The following is a 19702-nucleotide window of genomic DNA, read 5'->3' as shown; positions in this document are numbered from 1 at the left end:
ATGTCCCAATATAAAGAATACAAAGTCGTCCATATTGTTGAAGGTGGGTGTGGTACATTGTTGCTTGGTGCAAGTGGTCTTCCACTTCAGCGTATGGAAGCCGAACTTAATGGCTATGCGCAAGACGGTTGGCAAGTGGTGTTTCAAGTTGTAGAAAAGAAGCGTTATCTTCTGTTTTGGCAACGTGAAGCGGTAATTGTCACATTAGGTCGTTAATGTGTTTAAGCAGTTATCGATAGTCGCGATCCGCCACTATCAGTCACGTGGTGGGTCGAAAAAGCTGCTAAACCTAGAGTGTAACTTTGAGCCGAGTTGCTCCGAGTATACCAAACAGTGCATCGCTAAATACGGTGCCCTGAGAGGTTGGGCAATGGGAATCAAGCGTATTCGCCGCTGCAACCAACCTGATTTAGTAGAAAAAATAGTGGATGAGGTGCCATGATGGCGTGGTTTGAATCAATTGAACGGATAGAGATGGAAGAAGAGTTGCTTAGGGCCAAAGCGCAAACGCTTCCAGAAAGCCAACGGAAAGATTTTTTTAAACTGCAATCAAAGCAGCTCAAAGACCCAGATACATACGCTGCGTTGAATTGGCTGTTTCTCGGTGGCGTTCATCATTTTTATCTTCGTAAATACCTATTGTTTGCGATCGAGCTGTGCATTCTGGTCGTTGCGATCGTACTCCTAGCTTTGGGTTTTCGCTCCGCATTATTATTAGTCTGTGCGCTTACTCTTTACGAACTTCCTCATCTTTTTTGTGCTCAACGTATCGTGAGGCAGTGGAACCTCCAAAGCTCACAAGCGATCTACCATCAACTGCGTGCCCAAGCGAAATCGATCGTGGTATAGAATTTCTTGACACTCTGAGCACGACATGAGAAATCTATCTGCTAGTTCAATAGCTTATAGAGATGACTGTGATGTGCTCACTACCGCAAGCTGACCCAAATCTTCATTTAGTATTTCTTGGAGCACCTCATCAAGCTGCCTTTGAGCATTTCTATCAAGATATGCTCACCAATGATCCACAAAATGCCGAGTTTTACTCACCCGGCGCTAAAGATTTTTTGCGTTATACCCAGCAGCTAAATGAGCATCATCTCGGGCGCAACTTACCGCAAGGCTATGTACCTTGCAGTTACTATTGGCTATTTGATGGCCAAGTTATCTACGGCGCCATACGGCTTCGTCACCGCATTGATGATCCCTTTCTCGCCAATGAGTGCGGCCATATCGGTTATGATGTTGCGCCAAGCGAGCGTCACCGCGGGTATGGAACGATAATGTTGAGCTTAGCATTAGAAAAAGCATCCAACCTTGGCATTGAACGCGTGTTATTGACCGCCAGTGAAGACAATGTCGCTTCTCGTCGTGTGATTGAAGCGAACGGTGGTCAATTTGATGGCGTCATTTACGGTGAGGTGTTTGCTGAAATGTTGGCGCGGTATTGGATACACTGCGCCGTTAACGAGTGATGAGTGTGGAATAAAAACATGGTGTATAAACTGGTCCGTTTTTGCGTGATTGCGAATCTGATCGCGTTCGCGTCTCTGTACCTTGTCGAACGAACGACCGCTTTCTTTGGCCTACGTTACTGGCAAGATTATGCGTTTTTTGTGTTGTTTATTTTATGGGGCATTGCGACCCTGCTTTACATGTATCCACCCGGTATCGGTGTGGGGAATTCAGGAGAGCCTCTGGGGGACGCTGAAAAATTGGCCGATGTGTCCAATGAAAAAGTGCGAGACACGTTCTTGAGAGAAGATGCCAATCACGCGTTAGTGATTCGTTTTCTGATTAGTGGAATCCCGCCTCTTATCATGTGTATTGCCTTACACTGGTTTGGCAAGTAAATGCTTAACGATTTTCAGCAACAGCAATTGGTTGCTTTGTGGTTAAGCCAAGACGTTGAGCGAATGGCATTACTCACATCGGTAAAAAGCCTAGAGTTACCTCAGGGCATTATAGCGGCTGGCGTTATTCGTAATATGGTGTGGGACAAGCTTCATGGGCTAAGTTCAACACCGTTTAATGATGTGGATGTCATCTATTTTGATCCCAACGCAAAGGCTGAGGTTGACATGGCTTTAGAGCAGCAGCTTAAAGCGCAGCAACCAACTATCGATTGGCAAGTACGTAATCAAGCGCGAATGCATCTACGAAATGGTGATCGCCCTTATACCAGTTGCCAAGATGCAATGAGCTTTTGGCCAGAACAGGAAACGGCGGTTGGTGCGCGGCTGAACCCGCATGGGGCGATCGAAGTGATCAGCGGTTTTGGGCTCAACTCGTTGCTAAATGGTCACATTACGGCGAACCCAGCAAGAGAGCCTCATGTCTTCAAACAGCGCATGGAGCAGAAGCGATGGTTAGCGCGGTGGCCGAAGTTAACCATCCATCAGTAACAAGGTATCAATAAGGACAAATCAGATGATTACCTATAGGGAAATGCATATTGACGATTACACACACGTCATCGAACTGTGGCTCAACACCGAGTCAATGCGCTTAAGAGATGCAGACTCGGTAGAAAGCATCAATCGTTACTTGCAGCATAACCCCGGGCTCAGTTTCGTTGCGTTTGATGGTGACGTGCTGGTCGGCGCTGTGCTGGTAGGAACGGATGGCCGGCGCGGTTATCTGCAGCATTTAGCGGTGCATACAGAGAGCCGTGGGCAGGGGGTTGGGAAAAGCTTGGTTGATTTGAGTACTGCAGCCCTTGAGCGCCAAGGCGTACCGAAAACCCACTTGTTTGTACTCAATGACAATGTGTCGGCACAAGCGTTTTACGAACGATTGGGTTGGTTTGTGCGTGATGAAGTGCGAATGTATTCGTTCAATCGTTCCAGCAATCTTAACGCTTAGCCGTATAGAGAGTTTAGACATTGGATGCTTCAATCATAGAGACAACAGGACAAGGACGTAACGATGATTAAAAAAGTTGGCGAGACTCAAATACAAACACGCCACACGGCAAGCTGCCACTGCGGTGCGGTCGAGCTTCAGTTATACCTGCCAAATGGCATCGTTAATGCTAGGCGCTGCGACTGCTCAATATGTCGTCGCAAAGGCGCGATCGTTGCTTCGGTGAATCTTGATGATATCAAGATTATCAGAGGTGAAGCGGATTTAACCCTTTACCAGTTCAATACTCATACCGCCAAGCACTATTTTTGCCGCCACTGTGGTATCTACACACATCATCAACGTCGTTCTAACCCCAGTGAATATGGCTACAATGTCGCTTGCCTTGAAGGCGTCAACCCTTATGCACTTGGCGAAGTCGTGGTCAATGATGGCGTGAATCACCCAGCAGACCGTTAAGGAGCGACCTTGAATATTGGAATTTATGTATATCCAGAGGCTGAAGTGTTGGATTTTGCAGGGCCTTTTGAAGTGTTCAGCACCGCTAAGCGGCTTGCTAGTCATGATTGGCAGGTGTTTTTAATCGCCGAACATGCCGAGCTTGTTCAGGCGAGAGGCGGATTCCCAATCCAGCCGCATTATACGATTAATAACCATCCAGCACTTGATTTACTGATTGTGGTCGGGGGCGATCATCGCCAGCAAGTGGTGTCTCAACCGGTTATTTCATGGCTTCAACAGGTTGCTCCTAATACGCCAAGGGTGGCTTCGGTTTGCACAGGGGCATTTCTTTTGGCTCAAGCTGGGCTCCTTGATGGATTAGAGGTCACCACTCACTGGGAGGATGTTGATGCGCTTAGACAATATCCGGCACTGACGGTGCTTGAAGATCGCCGCTGGGTCGCGCAAGGTAAGTGGACAACTTCGGCGGGTATTTCAGCCGGTATCGATATGAGCTTGTTTCTCGTCACGCAACTAGCGGATAAACCATTGGCGGTACGCACAGCCAAACAGATGGATTATCGCTGGATTGAAAATGGTTAGTTAAGCAAAGGGTTTCTCGACGTTTTTAAGACATGCGCTTTAAAGGTATGTTTACAATGACAGTTTAGTCATGGTGTTTTATGATGGTAATAACCCTGACAAAAGTGTCATTAATAGGAATTGATTGGGAGCGACATGACCTGCCGCCATTTGAAATTACTGAGCCTCTCAGATGCGCCCGCATTATTTGAATTTGAAAAAACAAACCGAACTTGGTTTGAGCAACACATCCCGCCCCGTGAACCTTGCTTTTATTCGATAAGAGGCGTGGAAGGCCAAATTGCGTTCTTTCTACGAGAATATAAAGCCAAGCGAATGCTACCGTTTTTGATCATGCAGGGCGAAGAGATTATAGGTCGTGTCAACGTTACTGAAATCAGTATGCGGCGTAAGCAAGCAACATTGGGTTACCGAATTGGTGAGCGGCATACCCGTCAAGGCGTGGCCAGTTATGCGGCTAAGGCAGCCATGCAATCAGCGCAGGAGTGGGGAATTCGCCATTTTTATGCACTGGCTTCCGTTGATAACATGGGGTCACAGCGAGTGTTAGAGAAAGTCGGGTTTGAACGAGGCGGTATGCTTAACCAATATGCCGAAGTCAGTGGTGAAAGTGTCGATTGCATCGAATATTACAAGCGAATTGACGTTTAAGCCAGTGCAGAACAGGCATCTTATTGCTCGTTAAAACCCTTGAGCGTATAGTTTTACAGCGACTTTTCAGTCGCTTTTTTACGTTTACGGTCAATGCCCAAGGAGGCTGGTTATTAACGCCTTGCAATTTTTTCGAGGACAAACAGGTGCTTACTTTCTGATTAACGGCTTAGCGGCGTTATCGTTCTCATTTATTCTGCCGATCATGAGCCTATTTTTGGTAGATGGATTAGGTGCCAAACCTGGGCTTATCGGGGTTTATACAACGTTAACCGCGATGGCGACGATCGTGATCAGTCAAATGCTCGGTGGGCTTACTGACCGCGGCGCGTCCGCAAAACGTCTTTTGCTTATCGCATTAGGCGCGTTGTGTTTGGCCGCAACGGGCTTTTCATTGGCGAATCAGTTTTGGCATGCGCTGCTGGTGGGAGTGTGCTTGATGTCGCTTGGCTCATCGAGTATTCCAATTATATTGGGCATGATTCGCCGTTATGCAGAATCGACAGGAAAAAACAGCACGCGTTTAAATTCACAAATGCGATCATCGGTTTCTTTGCTGTGGATCCTTGGTCCTCCGATCGCTTTTTTTGCCATTGATCGCTTTGGTTTCCAAGGCACCTTTTATCTCTCTGCAGCTGTCGCTGCGGTGGTGTTTTCGATTACTATTTACGCGATTCATGAGCCGAAACCAGTTATCAGCCAGCATGTTGCTCGTAAAGGTCTCAACCTAAAAGATGTGCCAGCCTCGGTCTGGTTGTTGGGAGTTATGACCTTTTGCGCCAATATGGCGAATAGTGCTTATATCAATGCAATGCCGCTGTATTTGACTCAGCAATTGGCGTGGCCGAAAGCGTTCCCTGGAATCTTGCTTGGAATGACAGCTGCTGTTGAAATTCCGGTCATGTTGCTTGCCGCGCGTTGGTCTGAATCGTTTGGAAAAGAGAAAGTGTTGATGGCCGGGTTTGGCCTAGCGCTGTGTTTTTATATTGGTTTACAAGTGGTGGACAGCCAATTAGGGCTATTTTTACTGCAAATTCTAAATGGTACCTTTTTTGGGATCTTTGTTGGACTGGGTATTAGTTTGATGCAAGACAACGCGCCGAATATTGTCGGCAAAGTCTCGGCATTTTATACCAATTCAATGCTGGTAGGGACGATGGCGGGAACCAGTATGATGGGGATCGTATCTCAATACTTTGGCTACAAAGCGGCGCTCATGGCTTGCCTAATTCCGATGGTGGCGGCGATAGGATTATTAATACTCTTTATACGCTCGCAGCATTCGTGTGAGAGCATGGCGAATAAAGTACATTCACAGTGAGCATGTGCAGGTTTTATAAGCAATAAAAAACCCCGCATTAGCGGGGTTTTTCTTAATAAGATAATGTCGATTAATCTTCGTGACGACGGTTGTGGCCACGTTCGCCACGGTAGTTACCACGAGAATCACCGCCACGGTTACGATCGAAGCGACGCTCGCCACCATTACCGTTACCGCTGCCTTGGCGTTTGCCACGGAAGTTACCGTCACGGTTACCGCCGTTATTACCACGGTTGTCACGACGACCGCCACCACCATCACGACGACCACGAGGCTCACGGAAGTCATTAAAGTCAACAACGACAGCACCAGCTTCTTTCTGACGAATACGCAGCTTGCTCAGTTTACTCGCTACGCTAGAAGACATGGCTTTTGGTAGCTGTACGTAGGTTTCGCCACGCTCAAGTTTGATTGCACCGATAGAGCCTTTAGTTAAGCCAAGCTCATTAGCAAGTGCGCCAACGATATCTTTAACTTGTACGCCTTGCTCACGACCTACCTGCAGTTGGTAAGTATCCCACTCTTGGTTGTTAAACTCACGACGTCCGCCATTTTCACGACGCTCTTTACGACGTTGCTTATCACGTTCAATCGCTGCAACCATTGGGTCTTCGCCAACATAGAACAGCGGGCGCTTACCTTGTTGGCGTTTTAGCAAAATTGCTGCCAGAGTTGGTGCATCAAGTTCAAGAGAGTCTTGAAGCTTGGCGACAAGTTCTTCAAATTTTTCTAGAGATTTGTGTTCTTTCTCTGCTTCTAGTTCAGCACCGAGTTTAACCAGACGAGACTCCGCCACTTTATCACGGTGTGGAAGTTGAATTTCTTCCATGCTTGATTTGGTTACACGCTCGATAGTGCGAAGCATACGAATTTGGTTAGTACGAACCAATAGGATCGCCTTACCTTTACGTCCAGCACGGCCAGTACGACCGATACGGTGAATGTAAGATTCAACGTCAAACGGAATATCGTAGTTAAATACGTGAGTGATACGCGGCACATCAAGACCACGAGCGACCACGTCAGTAGCAACGAGAATATCGATCACACCTTGTTTGATATGGTCAACTGTACGCTCACGTAGCGACTGTGGAATATCACCGTGCAGTGCAGCAACTTTAAAGCCGCGAGCAGACAACCAGTCCGCAAGGCGCTCGGTATCTTGGCGAGTACGTACGAATACGATAGATGCATCCGTTTCTTCGGTTTCAAGAAGACGAGCCATCGCTTCATCTTTTTCAACGCCTTTCACAACCCAGAACTGTTGCTCTACTTTTTCCACGGTGTGGTTTTGACCAGCGACGTCCACACGAGCAGGGTCACGTAGGAAGCGGTCAACAATGGTTTTAACCATTGGCGGCATGGTTGCTGAGAATAGAACACGTTGCGCCGTTTCAGGGGCTTGCTCCATGATCCATGTTACGTCATCAACGAAGCCCATTTTTAACATTTCGTCGGCTTCATCCAGTACGAATGTGTGGGTTTCATCCAAGTGTAGACGTTCACGAGAAATCAAATCTTTTACACGTCCAGGCGTACCAACAACAATGTGCGCACCATTTTTCAGTGCACGCATTTGGTCAACGATAGAAGCACCACCGTAGATTTCAAGAACTTTAAGACCATTGATGTTTTGGCCTAAGTTTTTGATTTCAGCAGCAACTTGGATAGCGAGTTCGCGAGTTGGCGCCATGATAATGGCTTGAGGTTTGCGTTGAGAAAGCTCGATCTTATTTAAAAGAGGCAGAGAGAACGCAGCTGTTTTACCTGTACCTGTTTGCGCTTTACCCAGAGCATCGCGACCTTCCAAAAGGAAAGGAATCGCAGCCGCTTGAATTGGTGTTGGAGATACAAAGCCCATTGAGTTTAGAGCAGATAAAACAGAGTCGTTTAGTGCTAATTCACTAAACTGGATTACAGAATCTTGCATTGGGATCCTACTTACATAGTTCAAATTACAGGTCCCATGAGCTCTACCAATTCCAATACCAATCCAGAGTATGCTTCTGTTCAGTTCAGTCGCGGATAAGTGTTAAATCGCTGTAAGCTATTTGGGACGTCTAAGGGAGGCGGATTATTCCTTAAAAGCATAAAAAAAGCTAGGAAAAATTGAATTTCATCACAATTTTTTCTTTATTTTTATAAAACTGTACATATTGACGCCACTTATGGTGCTTTTTGCATCAATAACTTGTTTTAGACATTGACCACAAAGGCTGATTAATCGTTGCTTTTGGGTAGTAATCCAACACTGCAATGTTATAGTGTGCCCAATTGTGTTGATTAGAAAAGTTAAGATGTTTCAAGATAACCCGTTACTTGCTCAGTTAAAGCAGCAAATTCAAGAGAACCTACCCAAGAAAGAAGGCACCATCAAAGCCACAGACAAAGGTTTTGGTTTTCTAGAAGTGGATAGTAAGACCAGTTTCTTTGTTCCGCCGCCATACATGAAAAAGTGCCTCCACGGCGATAAAGTCATGGCGATCATTCGTACTGAGAAAGAACGTGAAGTGGCTGAGCCGCAAGAGCTACTTGAACCTTCACTTGAGCGTTTCATTGGTCGAGTGAAGATGTTTAAAGGCAAATTGAATGTTGCACCTGATCATCCGCAACTGAAGAAGCAATCGCTAAAAGCCAAAGTAAAGAAAGGGTTGAAAACCGACGATTTTGCTGAGGGTGACTGGGTTGTTGCGCATTTGATTCGTCATCCGTTGAAAGGCGATAACGGCTTTTTTGTTGAGATCAGCCAAAAAATCACTGATGCTGACGACAAGATCGCGCCATGGTGGGTGACGTTGGCACAAAACGACCTGCCAAATAAAGAGCCAGAAGGCATTGATAACTGGGCGCTTAAAGACGACGAATCTCTAGAGCGTGTCGACATGACTCATGTGCCATTTGTGACGATTGATGGTGAATCGACCAAAGATATGGACGATGCGCTTTACGCCAAGAAGAATGACAATGGCGACTTTGAGCTCACTATCGCCATTGCGGATCCTACCGCTTACATCACGCCTGATGATGCGATGGATAAAGTTGCTCGTGAACGTGGGTTTACGATTTACATGCCGGGGCGTAACATTCCTATGCTACCGCGCGATTTGGCCGATGAACTGTGCTCCTTGCACGAGGGAGAGGTTCGTCCTGCGCTTTGTTGCACTGTAACCGTTGGAAAAGATGGCGTTATTAACGATGATATCCGCTTTTTTGCCGCGAACATTCAATCTCATGCACGCCTCGTTTATGACCACGTTTCTGATTTCTTAGAAAACGGTAGCAGTGAGCAATGGCAACCTTCTCCTCAAATTGAAACGGTTGTTCGTGATCTTTATGATTTCTCACTTGCACGCGCTGATTGGCGTCAAAAGCATGCAGTCGTCTTCCCTGATCGACCAGACTACCGCTTTGAACTGAGTGAAGATAACGATGTTGTCGCGATTCACGCAGATATGCGCCGTAGTGCGAACCGTTTAGTTGAAGAGGCGATGATCACCGCGAATATCTGTGCGGGACGTACCCTACGTAACACATTCGGTCATGGTGTATTTAACACTCACGCAGGTTTTAAACCAGAGAAGATCAACGATGTGGTTGAGCTGGTGAATCCACAGGGTGAAGAACGTTTTAATGCGGAATCCATCGCGACATTAGAAGGCTTTGCCGATTTGCGTCGTTGGTTGGGTGAGCAAGATACGACTTACCTTGATAACCGCATTCGTAAGTTCCAAGCATACAGCGAGATCGGTAATCAACCTTTGCCACATTACGCCATGGGCTTGGACATCTACGCAACGTGGACATCACCAATTCGTAAATACGGCGATATGATTAACCATCGCCTACTTAAAGCGCACGTATTGGGTAAAGAGCCAGTACAAACCGCAGACGAAACGGTGGGTGAAGAGCTTGCTTTGCATCGTAAACACCATAAGATTGCTGAGCGCAACGTAGCGGATTGGTTATATGCACGAACGCTAGAGCAAGAGCCGGCAAAAGAGACACGCTTTACTGGCGAAATTTTCGATATCAATCGTGCGGGTATGCGAATTCGTCTACTTGAGAACGGTGCTGCGGCGTTCATCCCGGGATCAATGATCCTGGATAACAAGCAACGTATTGAGTGTGATGGGGACAATGGTCAGGTACTGATCGACAAACAAGTGGTCTATCGCTTAGGTGATACCCTTGAAGTGGTTCTTGCTGACGTGAGCTTAGAAAATCGAAGCTTACTTGCCAAACCTACTCAAGTGTTTGCTGATGCGCCTGCACAAAGCGAACCGACAGAAAATACAGAGCAAGAAACTGCTAAGTAATTGATAATCTATGAATAAAAAGCCAGCCTATGGGCTGGCTTTTTTTTATCAATACATTTTAAGCCCACCAATACTAGAAAGTTTTCACAAAACTGTAACGTCGTCGACATATCATCAACCGATAAAAATCAGTAATAGATATCAACAATATTGGAGATTGGTATGTTAAAAACGGCGTGGCTCGCTGTGGTTTTGTTGGCGCTGTCGACACACTATGCGAGCGCTCAAGAGATCAATGTATCTGGTTCAACATCTGTCGCGCGGGTTATGGATATACTCGCTGAAGACTATAACGCTTTGCATTCAGAAGACTATATTGCGGTGCAAGGGGTAGGATCGACCGCAGGTATTACTCTGGTGAAAAAAGGGGTCGCAGACATTGGTATGAGTTCGCGTTATCTGACCGAAGCAGAGCAGAGTCAGGAGCTGAAAAGTTTCAATCTCGCCTATGACGGTTTGGCCGTGGTTGTCAACCAAGCGAATCCCATTGAAAATATCACCCGAGAACAACTTTATAATATCTATAAAGGCAAAATTACTAACTGGAAACAGCTAGGTGGGCCTGACCAAAAAATCGCTGTGGTCACTCGTGAGGCATCATCGGGATCTCGCTATAGCTTTGAAAGCCTGTTAGGCCTTATCAAAGTGGTGAATGATCGTGAAGTCTCGGACATTAATCCGAGCAACTTAGTAGTGAACAGTAATAGCATGGTGAAAACCATCGTCAATCATAATAAACAAGCGATAGGCTTCATTTCTATGGGGTCGGTTGACCGCTCAGTAAAAGCGATGCGATTTGAAGGGGTTGAGCCAAGTAGCGACAACATTCGAAATGGAGAGTATCAATTAGCTCGTCCTTTCTTGATCCTCTACTTACAGAATAAAGTGACGACATCAAGCCAAGGCTTTTTGAGCTTTTTGCACTCGGAACAAGCAAGGCAACGTATTGAAGAGTACGGTTACGTCACCAAGAAAAAATAGCCAATAACAAAAAAGAGAGCACATGAGGCTCTCTTTCTTATATTTGAAGAACAAGAAACTTAAAAGTGCAATTGAATCACAGAAACGACGACAGCACCCGGACGACGCACACCTTCGATTTCGACACGAATTTCACGTTCAACTTCTAAACCTTTTTTAATCGGTGTCACTTTAGACAATGTGCTTACAGCGCGTACTCGGCTACCAGACTTGACTGGGTAAGGAAAGCGCACTTTATTCAAACCAATATTCACGACCATTTTCGCGGTTGGGAACAATGAGTTGTCTGGATTGACGCTGTCAGTCAACTTAGGAAGCAAAGCTAAAGTGAGAAAACCATGTGCAATGGTGGTTTTAAACGGAGAATTTTGCTCTGCGCGCTCAGGATCAGTGTGGATCCATTGCATATCTTCAGTGACTTCACCAAATTGGTTGATACGTTGTTGATCAACCATCATCCAGTCACCAGTATGAATGACTTCACCCAATTGGGTTTGAAGTTCATCATATACAGCTTGAGCTTCGGGCTTTAGCTCAATCGGCTTCTCTGCTGCCGGCGTCACGGTATCTTCATTAACTGCCGGAAGCTGGAATCCACGCAATTTGTCAAACAATTCGCGTCGATTCGCCTTATTTAGGAACTCGTCCCAATATTGGCGCATAGCAGGAGACATCCACTGCATAAGCTCGGATTGATGACGAGAGTTAGACTCATTACGATGTTTAAAAAGATCCGCAACTTTCATACAAACCTCAGAAAATAGTTTTAACCCAGATAGGTAATGCATTAATTTTGAAGCAGTTCACAGTTATGTGCAATGTTTTTCGGGCGTACATGCGTTATCTGAAACCTATAATTCTTATATTTTTCATGTGGTTGCTAATAAAACATTATTTTATTAGAGTTTTCAAAATTAGAGGTATTACGCAAAAAATTTAGGTGATTTATCGAAATTTGTGTTTGAAACCCACTGTTTAGTTAATCACCACTTAAACGCCCAAAGCCCATTTTGTGCTTTACAAGGTAGAGGGCTCTCTCTATCATTATGTCCGCAAAGGAGAGATGGCTGAGTGGTTGAAAGCACCGGTCTTGAAAACCGGCATACGTTAATAGCGTATCTAGGGTTCAAATCCCTATCTCTCCGCCATTTTCATGAACTAAGCTGTTGATATTTCAACAGCTTTTTTCTTTTCCACGGTACTAAAGTCACTGATACATAAAGGTGATACCTATGTACCTGTTTAAACATCCTTCTAGCGTCTACTATACTCGCGTCAACTTCCCTTCTTCGCTTCAGCAAAAGGGCTATTTAACTGAAAAGCGCATCTCTTTTTTAACCAAAGAACACAAACGTACGATTATCAGAAATCTTGAGATAGCCAGAATCGCTGTTCCGCTTTACTTCCCTCTATTTAAGATGATATTCAACGCTCACGTCATATTGCTCGTCAAGGTGAACGCACCTACCTGTAAACAGTTTCCTCGTTGTACCATTTCCGTTGTCGACTTTTGCTCAACAACGGTATTCAAATTTAAGCCTTGATGCCTAATTCAAAAGAGTAATGCCATTGAATTTTATCAATCGCAAGGTTTTACAATAAAGAAACAGTGGATGGTAGAACTTAACGTTACTATCTAATAACGTGCGAGGAGGCGGCCTATTCTCATTGCTCGCCTTACACCTTAACTAGGTATGTGTTCTAAGGAGGAATAGTGGTCGTAATATATGGAATTAAAGAGTATTTGAACCCAATAAAAGCTCAATTGTCAGATGTCATTCAGGCATCTATGACACAAGTGTTGAGTTTGCCCGAGAGTAAGCGCGCTCATAGAATTGTGCCTCTTGATAAATCTGACTTCTATTATCCGGAGGGTCGTACGGATGCTTATACCGTTATTGAAATCAATATGATGGAAGGGCGAAAAGCTGAAACGAAAAAAGCGCTTATAAAGGCACTTTTTGCCAATATCGAATCTCGATTAGGCATCTCTCCAGTAGACATCGAAATCACCATCAAAGAGCAAGCGCCGCACTGTTGGGGTTTTCGTGGCATGACTGGAGATGACGTTAACGATCTGACATATAAGGTCAATGTCTAGTAGTGAATAGAGTGGATGCGAAACGTCCAAGACCGTTTTCGCAAGGCTTGGCAATTTTGGTTTGAACTCATTTTAGGGGTTATGTCGAGTGGTCGCGTTTTTTAGTACTTGAGCGGGTTGTGGCACTCACAATATAACAAGGCGGTTTTATGTTTCCATTAGAAGTATTTGTTACTTACACATTGGCATGTGTATTACTGGTTCTCTCGCCGGGGCCTGATAACTTGCTCGCGATAGGCCGCGGTTTAAGTCAAGGACGGTTGGCTGCTGTGGTGTCTGGCATGTCCTCTGGGGCAGGCATCTTATTTCATGTTGTTGCAGCGACCTTTGGTCTGACTCTCTTAATTCAAACTTCGGAAGTCGCGTTTTACGCTGTAAAACTGGCAGGTGCGGCTTACTTAATTTGGTTAGGTGTGAAGGTGCTTCGTTCGAGAAATCTGTTCTCATTAGAACCCACGAAAAAACAGTCTCTGAAAGTTATCTTCTCAACGGGTTTTCTATCCGCTGCGCTGAACCCGAAGCCTGGTATGTTTGTTCTTGCTTTTATCCCTCAATTTGTAAATCCAAGCTTAGGCTCGGTCACAACTCAAATGATCGGTTATGGCGTTTGGTTCGCAGTATTAACAGCCGTTGGATTCAGTTTAATGGGTGTGTTCTCGTCTCAATTATCTGGCTGGTTCAGAAACAAGCCCAAGCTAGCGTCAGGGTTAAATATTGGGGCAGGTATGACATTCGTTTCTTCAGGGCTAGCCGTTGCATTTATGAAGCAGCGATAGTCTACGTGCTAACACATGTTTAAGATTTCACTATACATGCTCTTATCTTAATGAATGGCATTAACGCCAATGGTTCATAGCAGTTTTGTCCAGAGGCGTGGCTGCACTGGTCATGGTCAATACAGATTTGATCCAACGAGGTGTCCAAGTTTGATAATCCACTGCATATATCGATTATCCAACGAGCTGTATTTATCAATCAATGAATCGGTGGGCTTTTGTAATGCGCATTTTGTGAGTTATCAACCCCGTTAACTTTCTAGTCTGGAAAGTTGTTCAGTGGAGGGAGTTCACTACCAAATGAACCTTTGGCAGCCATCAAGCCAAACGTATATTCGTTTCGATCTTTTTCTATTCTTTCTGATACGGACATTGTTTGCTTTAACATTGTAAACATCCAATCTACAAGTTTCGCATTAAGTTCTTGAAATTCTTTGACCGTTAATTCTGCTTTGAGTGATATTAGAAAAGCTTCACTATCTTCTGAAGTTACACGCAATACTCGATCCTGCAGAGACTCAAGCCTTTTCTGAGTAAAGTAAGATGGAAAACGAGCTCCTTTATCAAAAGCAGTGTGACCAGGGAGCAACAGCTTAATTTGATTGTTTACTCCTAACTCAATGAGATTAGCTGACTCCAACAACCTTAGATAACGATATGTGGAAACTTGATTCAGATTGTACTGTGTAACTATATCAGTGACACTAAGGCGTTTGACCGCGAGTTCACTCCAAAAAGTGAACAACGCAGGGTTATCAACAAAGGCTAAATCTTGAGCTTTGCTAAATAGAGGAAGAGTATGAATGATTTCTTCTGCCTTTGAGATCAGTTTTGATAGTGGACATTCTATAAGTGATGCAATTAAGGCTAATCGTTGAAAAGACATTGATTGAGTTTGGTTGAGAAGACGCTTTACACTTACCTCTGATATACCAAGCTCTTTTGCCAATTCTTTGTATGACACTCCACAACGCTTAAGTTCATTCTTTAATAACTTACACACTTCTGTAGTCAAACGATCTTCCATTCTCATTCCTTTCTAACAAAATATGAACATCAAAGTATCATAAAGCGATACGAAAATATAAATAATTGATAGTTGGTATCACAATGCTACATAGTAGTGCGAAAGGAAAATGAAATCGCTCACAAGTCACCACTAATTGTGAGCGGGGTTTAATTGGCAGGGAAGGACTGTTTTTTGAATAAGAAAGCATTACTGAAAAGATACTGTGTACATCAAGGTCTTCATTGGTCAATTATTGGAATTGCTATTCCTGTATTAGTCCTAATATTTCAATCGCGTGGGTTAAACTTTCAAGACATCGGAGTTGTAATGGCTGTATGGGTTGGGAGTACCGCTGCACTAGAAATTCCTTTAGGTGGAATAGCTGACAAATATGGCAGAAGAAACATATACTTATTATCATTAGTTGTGAATGTAATTGGTTGTTTGACCCTATACTTTGCTTCAGACTCTTTTTTATTGATTATAACCGCTGCATTTTTTCTAGGAACTTCACGGGCAATTTATTCAGGAACCTTGGATGCGTGGTTCTATGACACTTTTCATACAATCAGGGGGGAGTTGACTTACCACAAAGCAATTTCAATAGTTAATGTGATGGTCACAATAGGTTTGGCTATTGGTTCTCTTGTTGGAGGGTGGCTACCAGATTATGTCGTAAGTCTCTCGATAAACCTTAACAGTATTTATGATCTAAATCTCATTCTTATGTGTATAGCAAATTTGTCTTTATTCTTCATTTCCTTTGTATTAATTTCTGAGGAAAAAGTTGAACGATATAACCCATCAAAATTACAATTTAAACAATTAATTCACCATAGTCTTAAAGCGATCCGTGTGTCATTTTCTCATATTATTTTGAAAAGAATAATGCAGACAACACTAGTGTTCGGCTTTGTACTAAGTAGCGTAGAAGCTTACTGGCAACCATACCTTTCTGAAGTAATAAACAATAAGGCATACGGTGTTATAATTTTTGGTTTTATTTCAGCTTTATACTTTTTAATGGCTGGAACTTCATCTCTTTTATCAGTACCACTACTTCGCTTATTTAAAAATTCGCACCGAGAGTTGCTGTTTGTTACTCGTTCTCTATCTGGTGTGTTTTTCATTTTTCTTGCACTATCTGACACTGTTTATTCATTTATAATTTGTTATTTAATTTTCTTCTTTCTTTTTACTGCAGGGAATAATTCCGAAATGGTGTTACTAAATGATAATACGGATGAAGAGCGACGCTCGACTATGTTATCTATCAGTTCATCTATGGTAACAATCGGCTCAGTCGTAGCGTCATTATTCTTAGGTTATGTATCTGAACAATACGGAATAGTAGTTAATTGGATAGCCTGTGGTTTTTTACTCATCAGTTCGTCGCTGTTGTTTCTTTTGGTACCAGCTAAGGAAGTTAAGGCAGTTTTATAATTAAAGATTATGGTTAGAGAGGAACGAATGGTTATGTAACGCTAAACTGCCTAGTATGTACCATTAATACGAACAATCAAGCTAAGAGTCTTATCCCAAAGAACGAACATAATAACCAGGTTTTATAAAAGCTATTATATTTCGACTACAGTAATGATTAGATTTTATTCGGAAATAATGCTGCAATTTCATTCCTAAACCATTTGTTTGTTAAGTTAACATTACAGTTCAGATGCCAATAAATACAGGCTTTATGCTCACTCTCATAAAAATGTAGTTGAACCGATTTAATGCCGGATATTTTCTGAATTTTTTTGGTATTAGTTTGATCGCATAGATAAACTAGATTTATTTCTCCGACTAAATATAAAGACTCAATAATGCCACAAGTGACTGCTCCGATTGTACGAGCATCTAAGCCCTGAATGTGAGCATTAGTAAAGGTATAACTGTGTGTTTTCTAACTAGATACGATGACATGCTTTTCTCGGAGGAATTATGATTTTGTTATAGTGTTCCCTTGAAGCTTGGGGTGAATGTTCTCGACAACATAATACTAGTTTATCTCAATGTATGACCATTTTCTGTAATGCCTGAGAATTATCGATTTTGATATCAATTAAAAATTACATTCCTTGTTGCGTAGTTGAGAAAAGACATTATTTGAACCAAGTAGACGGAAATTAATAACTATTATTGGGTAAATGCAACTGATGTTTTTAATTATTTTTGGCATCAATGCATACTTAAAAAAAAGAGACACATATTAATTAAATCCGATAAGGACGAGCATGAGGATTAAAGCTGACATTAGAAGAGTATGTGGCATTCAGGACGTGCAACCCTTGTATTAACGAGGGATAAATTTGTTAGTCGAATGGTGTTGGTTCCAAACCTAATGCGGTACGTGTTACTAACGGAACGTTATATTTCTCTCTTAGTATTTTATTTCTGCAAAACTAACCAGGAGTTTATACAATGACGGTTACTTCGAACAAAAAACGTGTGTTATTAATTTCATCTTTGGCTATGTTCGTGTCATCTGCGCTATGGGCAGCAACGCCATATCAATTTAACGCGATGCCGAAAGATGCGACGACCTACACCAAACAATCTAATGATGCGGTATACAGTCAGTTAGATTTTGACAATAAGCAAGCGTTCCAAGAAGCCGATCGTGGTTTTATTGCTCCGTTGCCTGATGATGGGTATATCAAAGACATCGCAGACGTACCAGCAATGCAGTTTATGCAAGATAAAAAAGCCCCTGATACGGTTAATCCAAGTTTGTGGCGTCATGCTCAATTAGTAAACCGCGGTGGGTTGTACGAAGTGTTACCTGACAAAATCTATCAGGTTCGTGGTAATGATCTAACTAACTTGACTATCATTGAGACCCAAAACGGTATCGTATTATATGATATTGAATACTCGCCAGAAACACTAAAAGTTGCTTATAAACTATATGAGCAACATCGCGGCAAACGCCCGCTAAAAGGGATTATTATTTCCCATTCTCATACTGACCACTACGGCGGTATCACTGGCATTGTGGAACTAGGTTTAGCGTCTGAACAAGATTTTGAATCAGGTAAAGTACCAATCTACGTACCAGAAGGCTTTATGGAACACAGTGTTGGTGAAATGGTGCTGTACGGTAACATTATGAGCCGTCGTGCTATTTACCAATATGGTTTCGTATTGCCTAAAAATGAGAAAGGCTTTGTTACCGCAGCATTAGGCCCATTGACACCTAATGGGGATAATGGTTTGCCTAAGCATGTCAAAGAAATCACGCATGACAACCAAATTGTGAATATTGACGGTGTTAACTTTGATTTTTATTTAGTTCCTGGCAGCGAAGCACCATCAGAAATGGTGTTTGACATCCCAGAGTGGGGAGCGATTTCTATGGCAGAAGACGTGAATCACTTACAACACAATCTCTACTCTATGCGTGGTACCAAAACTCGAGATGCAAGCTTATGGGCGAAATATATTCATGAAGCCATTATACGCTGGCAAGACGATGTACAAGTTATTTTTGGCCCTCACACATGGCCAACATGGGGACGTGACAAAGTCGTCAATTACTTGAAAGGCCAACGTGATCTTTACAAAGGGATCAATGACCAAACCAATCGCTTAGCTAACTATGGTTACCGTCCTGACGAAATAGCACAGAAAATAGAGATATCAGACAAGATCATGAAGCAATGGGATAACCGTGAATACTACGGTAACTTCAAAAACAACGTTATTGCAACTTACGTCAATAGTTTAGGTTGGTACGATGCTAATCCAGTGAGTATTGCTAAACATACGTATGCGGAAACCGGTCAACGTTACGTCGAATCTTTCGGGGGCGAAGATGTGATTGTTAAAAAAGCTTTGAGCTACTTTGAAAAAGGCGATTATGCTTTCACGGTGCAATTGCTCAATAACATTGTTTCGTACAATAAAAATAATAAAGAAGCGAACTACTTGATGGCTGATGCTTTTGAACAGTTGGGCTACCAAGCTGAATCTTCTCTGAAGCGTAACTGGTATTTAACTGCTGCCTTAGAACTACGTACGGATGAACTTCTACCACAACCGGTAAATAGTGCTGGGCCAGATGTATTGAAAGCATTACCATCAAAATTAGTCATGGATATGCTTGGTACCAAAGTTGTACCTCAAAAATCCGTTGATTACGGTCGTTTAGCCTTCATCTTCGATTTGAACGGTGAGAAGTTTGGTGTTGAAGTTGAAGATGGTGTAATGAACGTTGCGAAAGATTATCAACCGAAAGATGCTAAAGGGACGGTAGCTACAGACAACGTGACACTATTCTCTATCTTAGGTGGTAAAGCTAGCGTACCAGATGCACAAAAAGCGGGTACGGTTAAAACATCAGGCGATAATAAAGTATTTGAAGACTTCTTATCAATGCTAGACAACAATACACCTAATCAATTTAACTTAGTTCAACCTCGATTGAACTAAAACCTATAGTGAAAAAATCCGATAGGCGGCTGTTTGTCGGATTTTTTTACGGATTTCACAAGCTCTAGACGGTGTTTGAATTCTAATGGAACGGAAACGCCCGCCAAGCTATGCCTCATACTCCACTGAGCGTTTACTTGACAATTTCTTAGCCACTTGTACTTCTGTACGATCCAAGACATTGGTGAGTTTGTCGATAAGGTATTA

General features: G+C 43.2%; 20 protein-coding genes and 1 tRNA gene. 18 read left to right on the top strand and 3 right to left on the bottom strand.

Going from position 1 to position 19702, the window contains the following annotated elements; all coding sequences use genetic code 11:
* The 11 genes from M1D72_RS05410 (at window position 1) to M1D72_RS05360 (ending at window position 5881) form a co-directional block, all read left to right on the top strand.
* Window positions 1-216 (top strand): DUF4177 domain-containing protein, encoded by a 216-nt coding sequence (locus tag M1D72_RS05410; protein ID WP_390197613.1) that lies wholly within the window; start codon window positions 1-3, stop codon window positions 214-216.
* Window position 217: 1 nt separating this feature from the next.
* The gene (yidD, locus tag M1D72_RS05405; RefSeq protein ID WP_390197615.1) at window positions 218-442 is read left to right on the top strand and encodes a membrane protein insertion efficiency factor YidD; all 225 of its coding nucleotides are present in this window, start codon (window positions 218-220) and stop codon (window positions 440-442) included.
* Window positions 439-849: a hypothetical protein gene (locus tag M1D72_RS05400; RefSeq protein ID WP_390197618.1), complete on the top strand. Its 411-nt coding sequence runs from the start codon at window positions 439-441 to the stop codon at window positions 847-849. The genes yidD and M1D72_RS05400 overlap by 4 nt, the downstream gene beginning before the upstream one ends.
* A gap of 71 nt (window positions 850-920) precedes the next feature.
* Window positions 921-1475 carry a GNAT family N-acetyltransferase gene (locus M1D72_RS05395; RefSeq protein WP_456295608.1) on the top strand — a complete coding sequence of 185 codons (555 nt, stop codon included), beginning with the start codon at window positions 921-923 and terminating at the stop codon, window positions 1473-1475.
* A 3-nt stretch (window positions 1476-1478) separates the two neighbouring features.
* Window positions 1479-1853: a hypothetical protein gene (locus M1D72_RS05390; RefSeq protein ID WP_456294818.1), complete on the top strand. Its 375-nt coding sequence runs from the start codon at window positions 1479-1481 to the stop codon at window positions 1851-1853.
* Window positions 1854-2405 carry a nucleotidyltransferase family protein gene (locus tag M1D72_RS05385; protein ID WP_456294817.1) on the top strand — a complete coding sequence of 184 codons (552 nt, stop codon included), beginning with the start codon at window positions 1854-1856 and terminating at the stop codon, window positions 2403-2405.
* A 25-nt stretch (window positions 2406-2430) separates the two neighbouring features.
* On the top strand, window positions 2431-2865 hold the full coding sequence (locus M1D72_RS05380; RefSeq protein ID WP_456294816.1) for a GNAT family N-acetyltransferase: 435 nt from the start codon (window positions 2431-2433) through the stop codon (window positions 2863-2865).
* A gap of 63 nt (window positions 2866-2928) precedes the next feature.
* The gene (locus M1D72_RS05375; protein WP_456294815.1) at window positions 2929-3324 is read left to right on the top strand and encodes a GFA family protein; all 396 of its coding nucleotides are present in this window, start codon (window positions 2929-2931) and stop codon (window positions 3322-3324) included.
* Between the two features lie 9 nt (window positions 3325-3333).
* A complete protein-coding gene (locus tag M1D72_RS05370) occupies window positions 3334-3909 on the top strand; it encodes a DJ-1/PfpI family protein (protein WP_390197632.1) in 576 nt (191 codons plus the stop codon).
* Between the two features lie 135 nt (window positions 3910-4044).
* Entirely contained in the window at window positions 4045-4560 is a 516-nt protein-coding gene (locus M1D72_RS05365) for a GNAT family N-acetyltransferase (RefSeq protein WP_456294814.1), read from the top strand.
* A 121-nt stretch (window positions 4561-4681) separates the two neighbouring features.
* Window positions 4682-5881, top strand: coding sequence for a sugar efflux transporter (locus M1D72_RS05360; protein WP_456294813.1), 1200 nt, complete (start codon window positions 4682-4684; stop codon window positions 5879-5881).
* Between the two features lie 70 nt (window positions 5882-5951).
* On the opposite strand, the gene M1D72_RS05355 is transcribed toward M1D72_RS05360, so the two are convergent.
* Complete coding sequence (locus M1D72_RS05355; protein ID WP_456294812.1) at window positions 5952-7811, bottom strand: DEAD/DEAH box helicase; 1860 nt, start codon at window positions 7809-7811, stop codon at window positions 5952-5954.
* Between the two features lie 367 nt (window positions 7812-8178).
* Here M1D72_RS05355 and rnb point away from each other — a divergent pair, with 367 nt between their 5' ends.
* Both rnb and M1D72_RS05345 read left to right on the top strand, forming a co-directional pair.
* Complete coding sequence (rnb, locus tag M1D72_RS05350; RefSeq protein WP_456294811.1) at window positions 8179-10197, top strand: exoribonuclease II; 2019 nt, start codon at window positions 8179-8181, stop codon at window positions 10195-10197.
* A gap of 162 nt (window positions 10198-10359) precedes the next feature.
* On the top strand, window positions 10360-11178 hold the full coding sequence (locus M1D72_RS05345) for a phosphate ABC transporter substrate-binding protein (protein WP_390197645.1): 819 nt from the start codon (window positions 10360-10362) through the stop codon (window positions 11176-11178).
* Window positions 11179-11237: 59 nt separating this feature from the next.
* Here the strand turns inward: M1D72_RS05345 and M1D72_RS05340 are convergent, their stop codons facing one another.
* Complete coding sequence (locus tag M1D72_RS05340) at window positions 11238-11924, bottom strand: MaoC family dehydratase (protein WP_390197648.1); 687 nt, start codon at window positions 11922-11924, stop codon at window positions 11238-11240.
* Between the two features lie 311 nt (window positions 11925-12235).
* On the opposite strand from M1D72_RS05340, the gene M1D72_RS05335 reads away from it, so the two are divergent.
* From M1D72_RS05335 to M1D72_RS05325, 3 genes are all read left to right on the top strand, one after another.
* A tRNA-Ser gene (locus M1D72_RS05335) sits at window positions 12236-12326 on the top strand.
* Between the two features lie 566 nt (window positions 12327-12892).
* Entirely contained in the window at window positions 12893-13279 is a 387-nt protein-coding gene (locus tag M1D72_RS05330) for a tautomerase family protein (RefSeq protein ID WP_390197652.1), read from the top strand.
* A 149-nt stretch (window positions 13280-13428) separates the two neighbouring features.
* Window positions 13429-14055, top strand: a complete 627-nt coding sequence (locus M1D72_RS05325; protein WP_456294810.1) for a LysE family translocator — start codon at window positions 13429-13431, stop codon at window positions 14053-14055.
* 259 nt (window positions 14056-14314) lie between these two features.
* Here M1D72_RS05325 and M1D72_RS05320 read toward each other — a convergent pair whose 3' ends face one another.
* On the bottom strand, window positions 14315-15082 hold the full coding sequence (locus M1D72_RS05320) for a helix-turn-helix domain-containing protein (protein WP_456294809.1): 768 nt from the start codon (window positions 15080-15082) through the stop codon (window positions 14315-14317).
* Between the two features lie 174 nt (window positions 15083-15256).
* Here M1D72_RS05320 and M1D72_RS05315 point away from each other — a divergent pair, with 174 nt between their 5' ends.
* Window positions 15257-16507 (top strand): MFS transporter, encoded by a 1251-nt coding sequence (locus M1D72_RS05315; RefSeq protein ID WP_456294808.1) that lies wholly within the window; start codon window positions 15257-15259, stop codon window positions 16505-16507.
* Between the two features lie 978 nt (window positions 16508-17485).
* A complete protein-coding gene (locus M1D72_RS05310) occupies window positions 17486-19495 on the top strand; it encodes an alkyl/aryl-sulfatase (protein WP_456294807.1) in 2010 nt (669 codons plus the stop codon).
* Window positions 19496-19702 lie beyond the last annotated feature (207 nt).

The organism is Vibrio sp. AK197 (assembly GCF_053903115.1).
Note: the sequence above shows the minus strand (reverse complement) of the source record. Positions and strands in the feature narration are given on the sequence as shown.

Coding starts and splice junctions, on each gene's coding strand:
- M1D72_RS05410 (WP_390197613.1), top strand. CDS start 1: ATGTCCCAATATAAAGAATACAAAGTCGTCCATATTGTTGAAGGTGGG.
- M1D72_RS05400 (WP_390197618.1), top strand. CDS start 439: ATGATGGCGTGGTTTGAATCAATTGAACGGATAGAGATGGAAGAAGAG.
- M1D72_RS05395 (WP_456295608.1), top strand. CDS start 921: ATGTGCTCACTACCGCAAGCTGACCCAAATCTTCATTTAGTATTTCTT.
- M1D72_RS05385 (WP_456294817.1), top strand. CDS start 1,854: ATGCTTAACGATTTTCAGCAACAGCAATTGGTTGCTTTGTGGTTAAGC.
- M1D72_RS05380 (WP_456294816.1), top strand. CDS start 2,431: ATGATTACCTATAGGGAAATGCATATTGACGATTACACACACGTCATC.
- M1D72_RS05375 (WP_456294815.1), top strand. CDS start 2,929: ATGATTAAAAAAGTTGGCGAGACTCAAATACAAACACGCCACACGGCA.
- M1D72_RS05365 (WP_456294814.1), top strand. CDS start 4,045: ATGACCTGCCGCCATTTGAAATTACTGAGCCTCTCAGATGCGCCCGCA.
- M1D72_RS05355 (WP_456294812.1), bottom strand. CDS start 7,811: ATGCAAGATTCTGTAATCCAGTTTAGTGAATTAGCACTAAACGACTCT.
- rnb (WP_456294811.1), top strand. CDS start 8,179: ATGTTTCAAGATAACCCGTTACTTGCTCAGTTAAAGCAGCAAATTCAA.
- M1D72_RS05345 (WP_390197645.1), top strand. CDS start 10,360: ATGTTAAAAACGGCGTGGCTCGCTGTGGTTTTGTTGGCGCTGTCGACA.
- M1D72_RS05340 (WP_390197648.1), bottom strand. CDS start 11,924: ATGAAAGTTGCGGATCTTTTTAAACATCGTAATGAGTCTAACTCTCGT.
- M1D72_RS05325 (WP_456294810.1), top strand. CDS start 13,429: ATGTTTCCATTAGAAGTATTTGTTACTTACACATTGGCATGTGTATTA.
- M1D72_RS05320 (WP_456294809.1), bottom strand. CDS start 15,082: ATGGAAGATCGTTTGACTACAGAAGTGTGTAAGTTATTAAAGAATGAA.
- M1D72_RS05310 (WP_456294807.1), top strand. CDS start 17,486: ATGACGGTTACTTCGAACAAAAAACGTGTGTTATTAATTTCATCTTTG.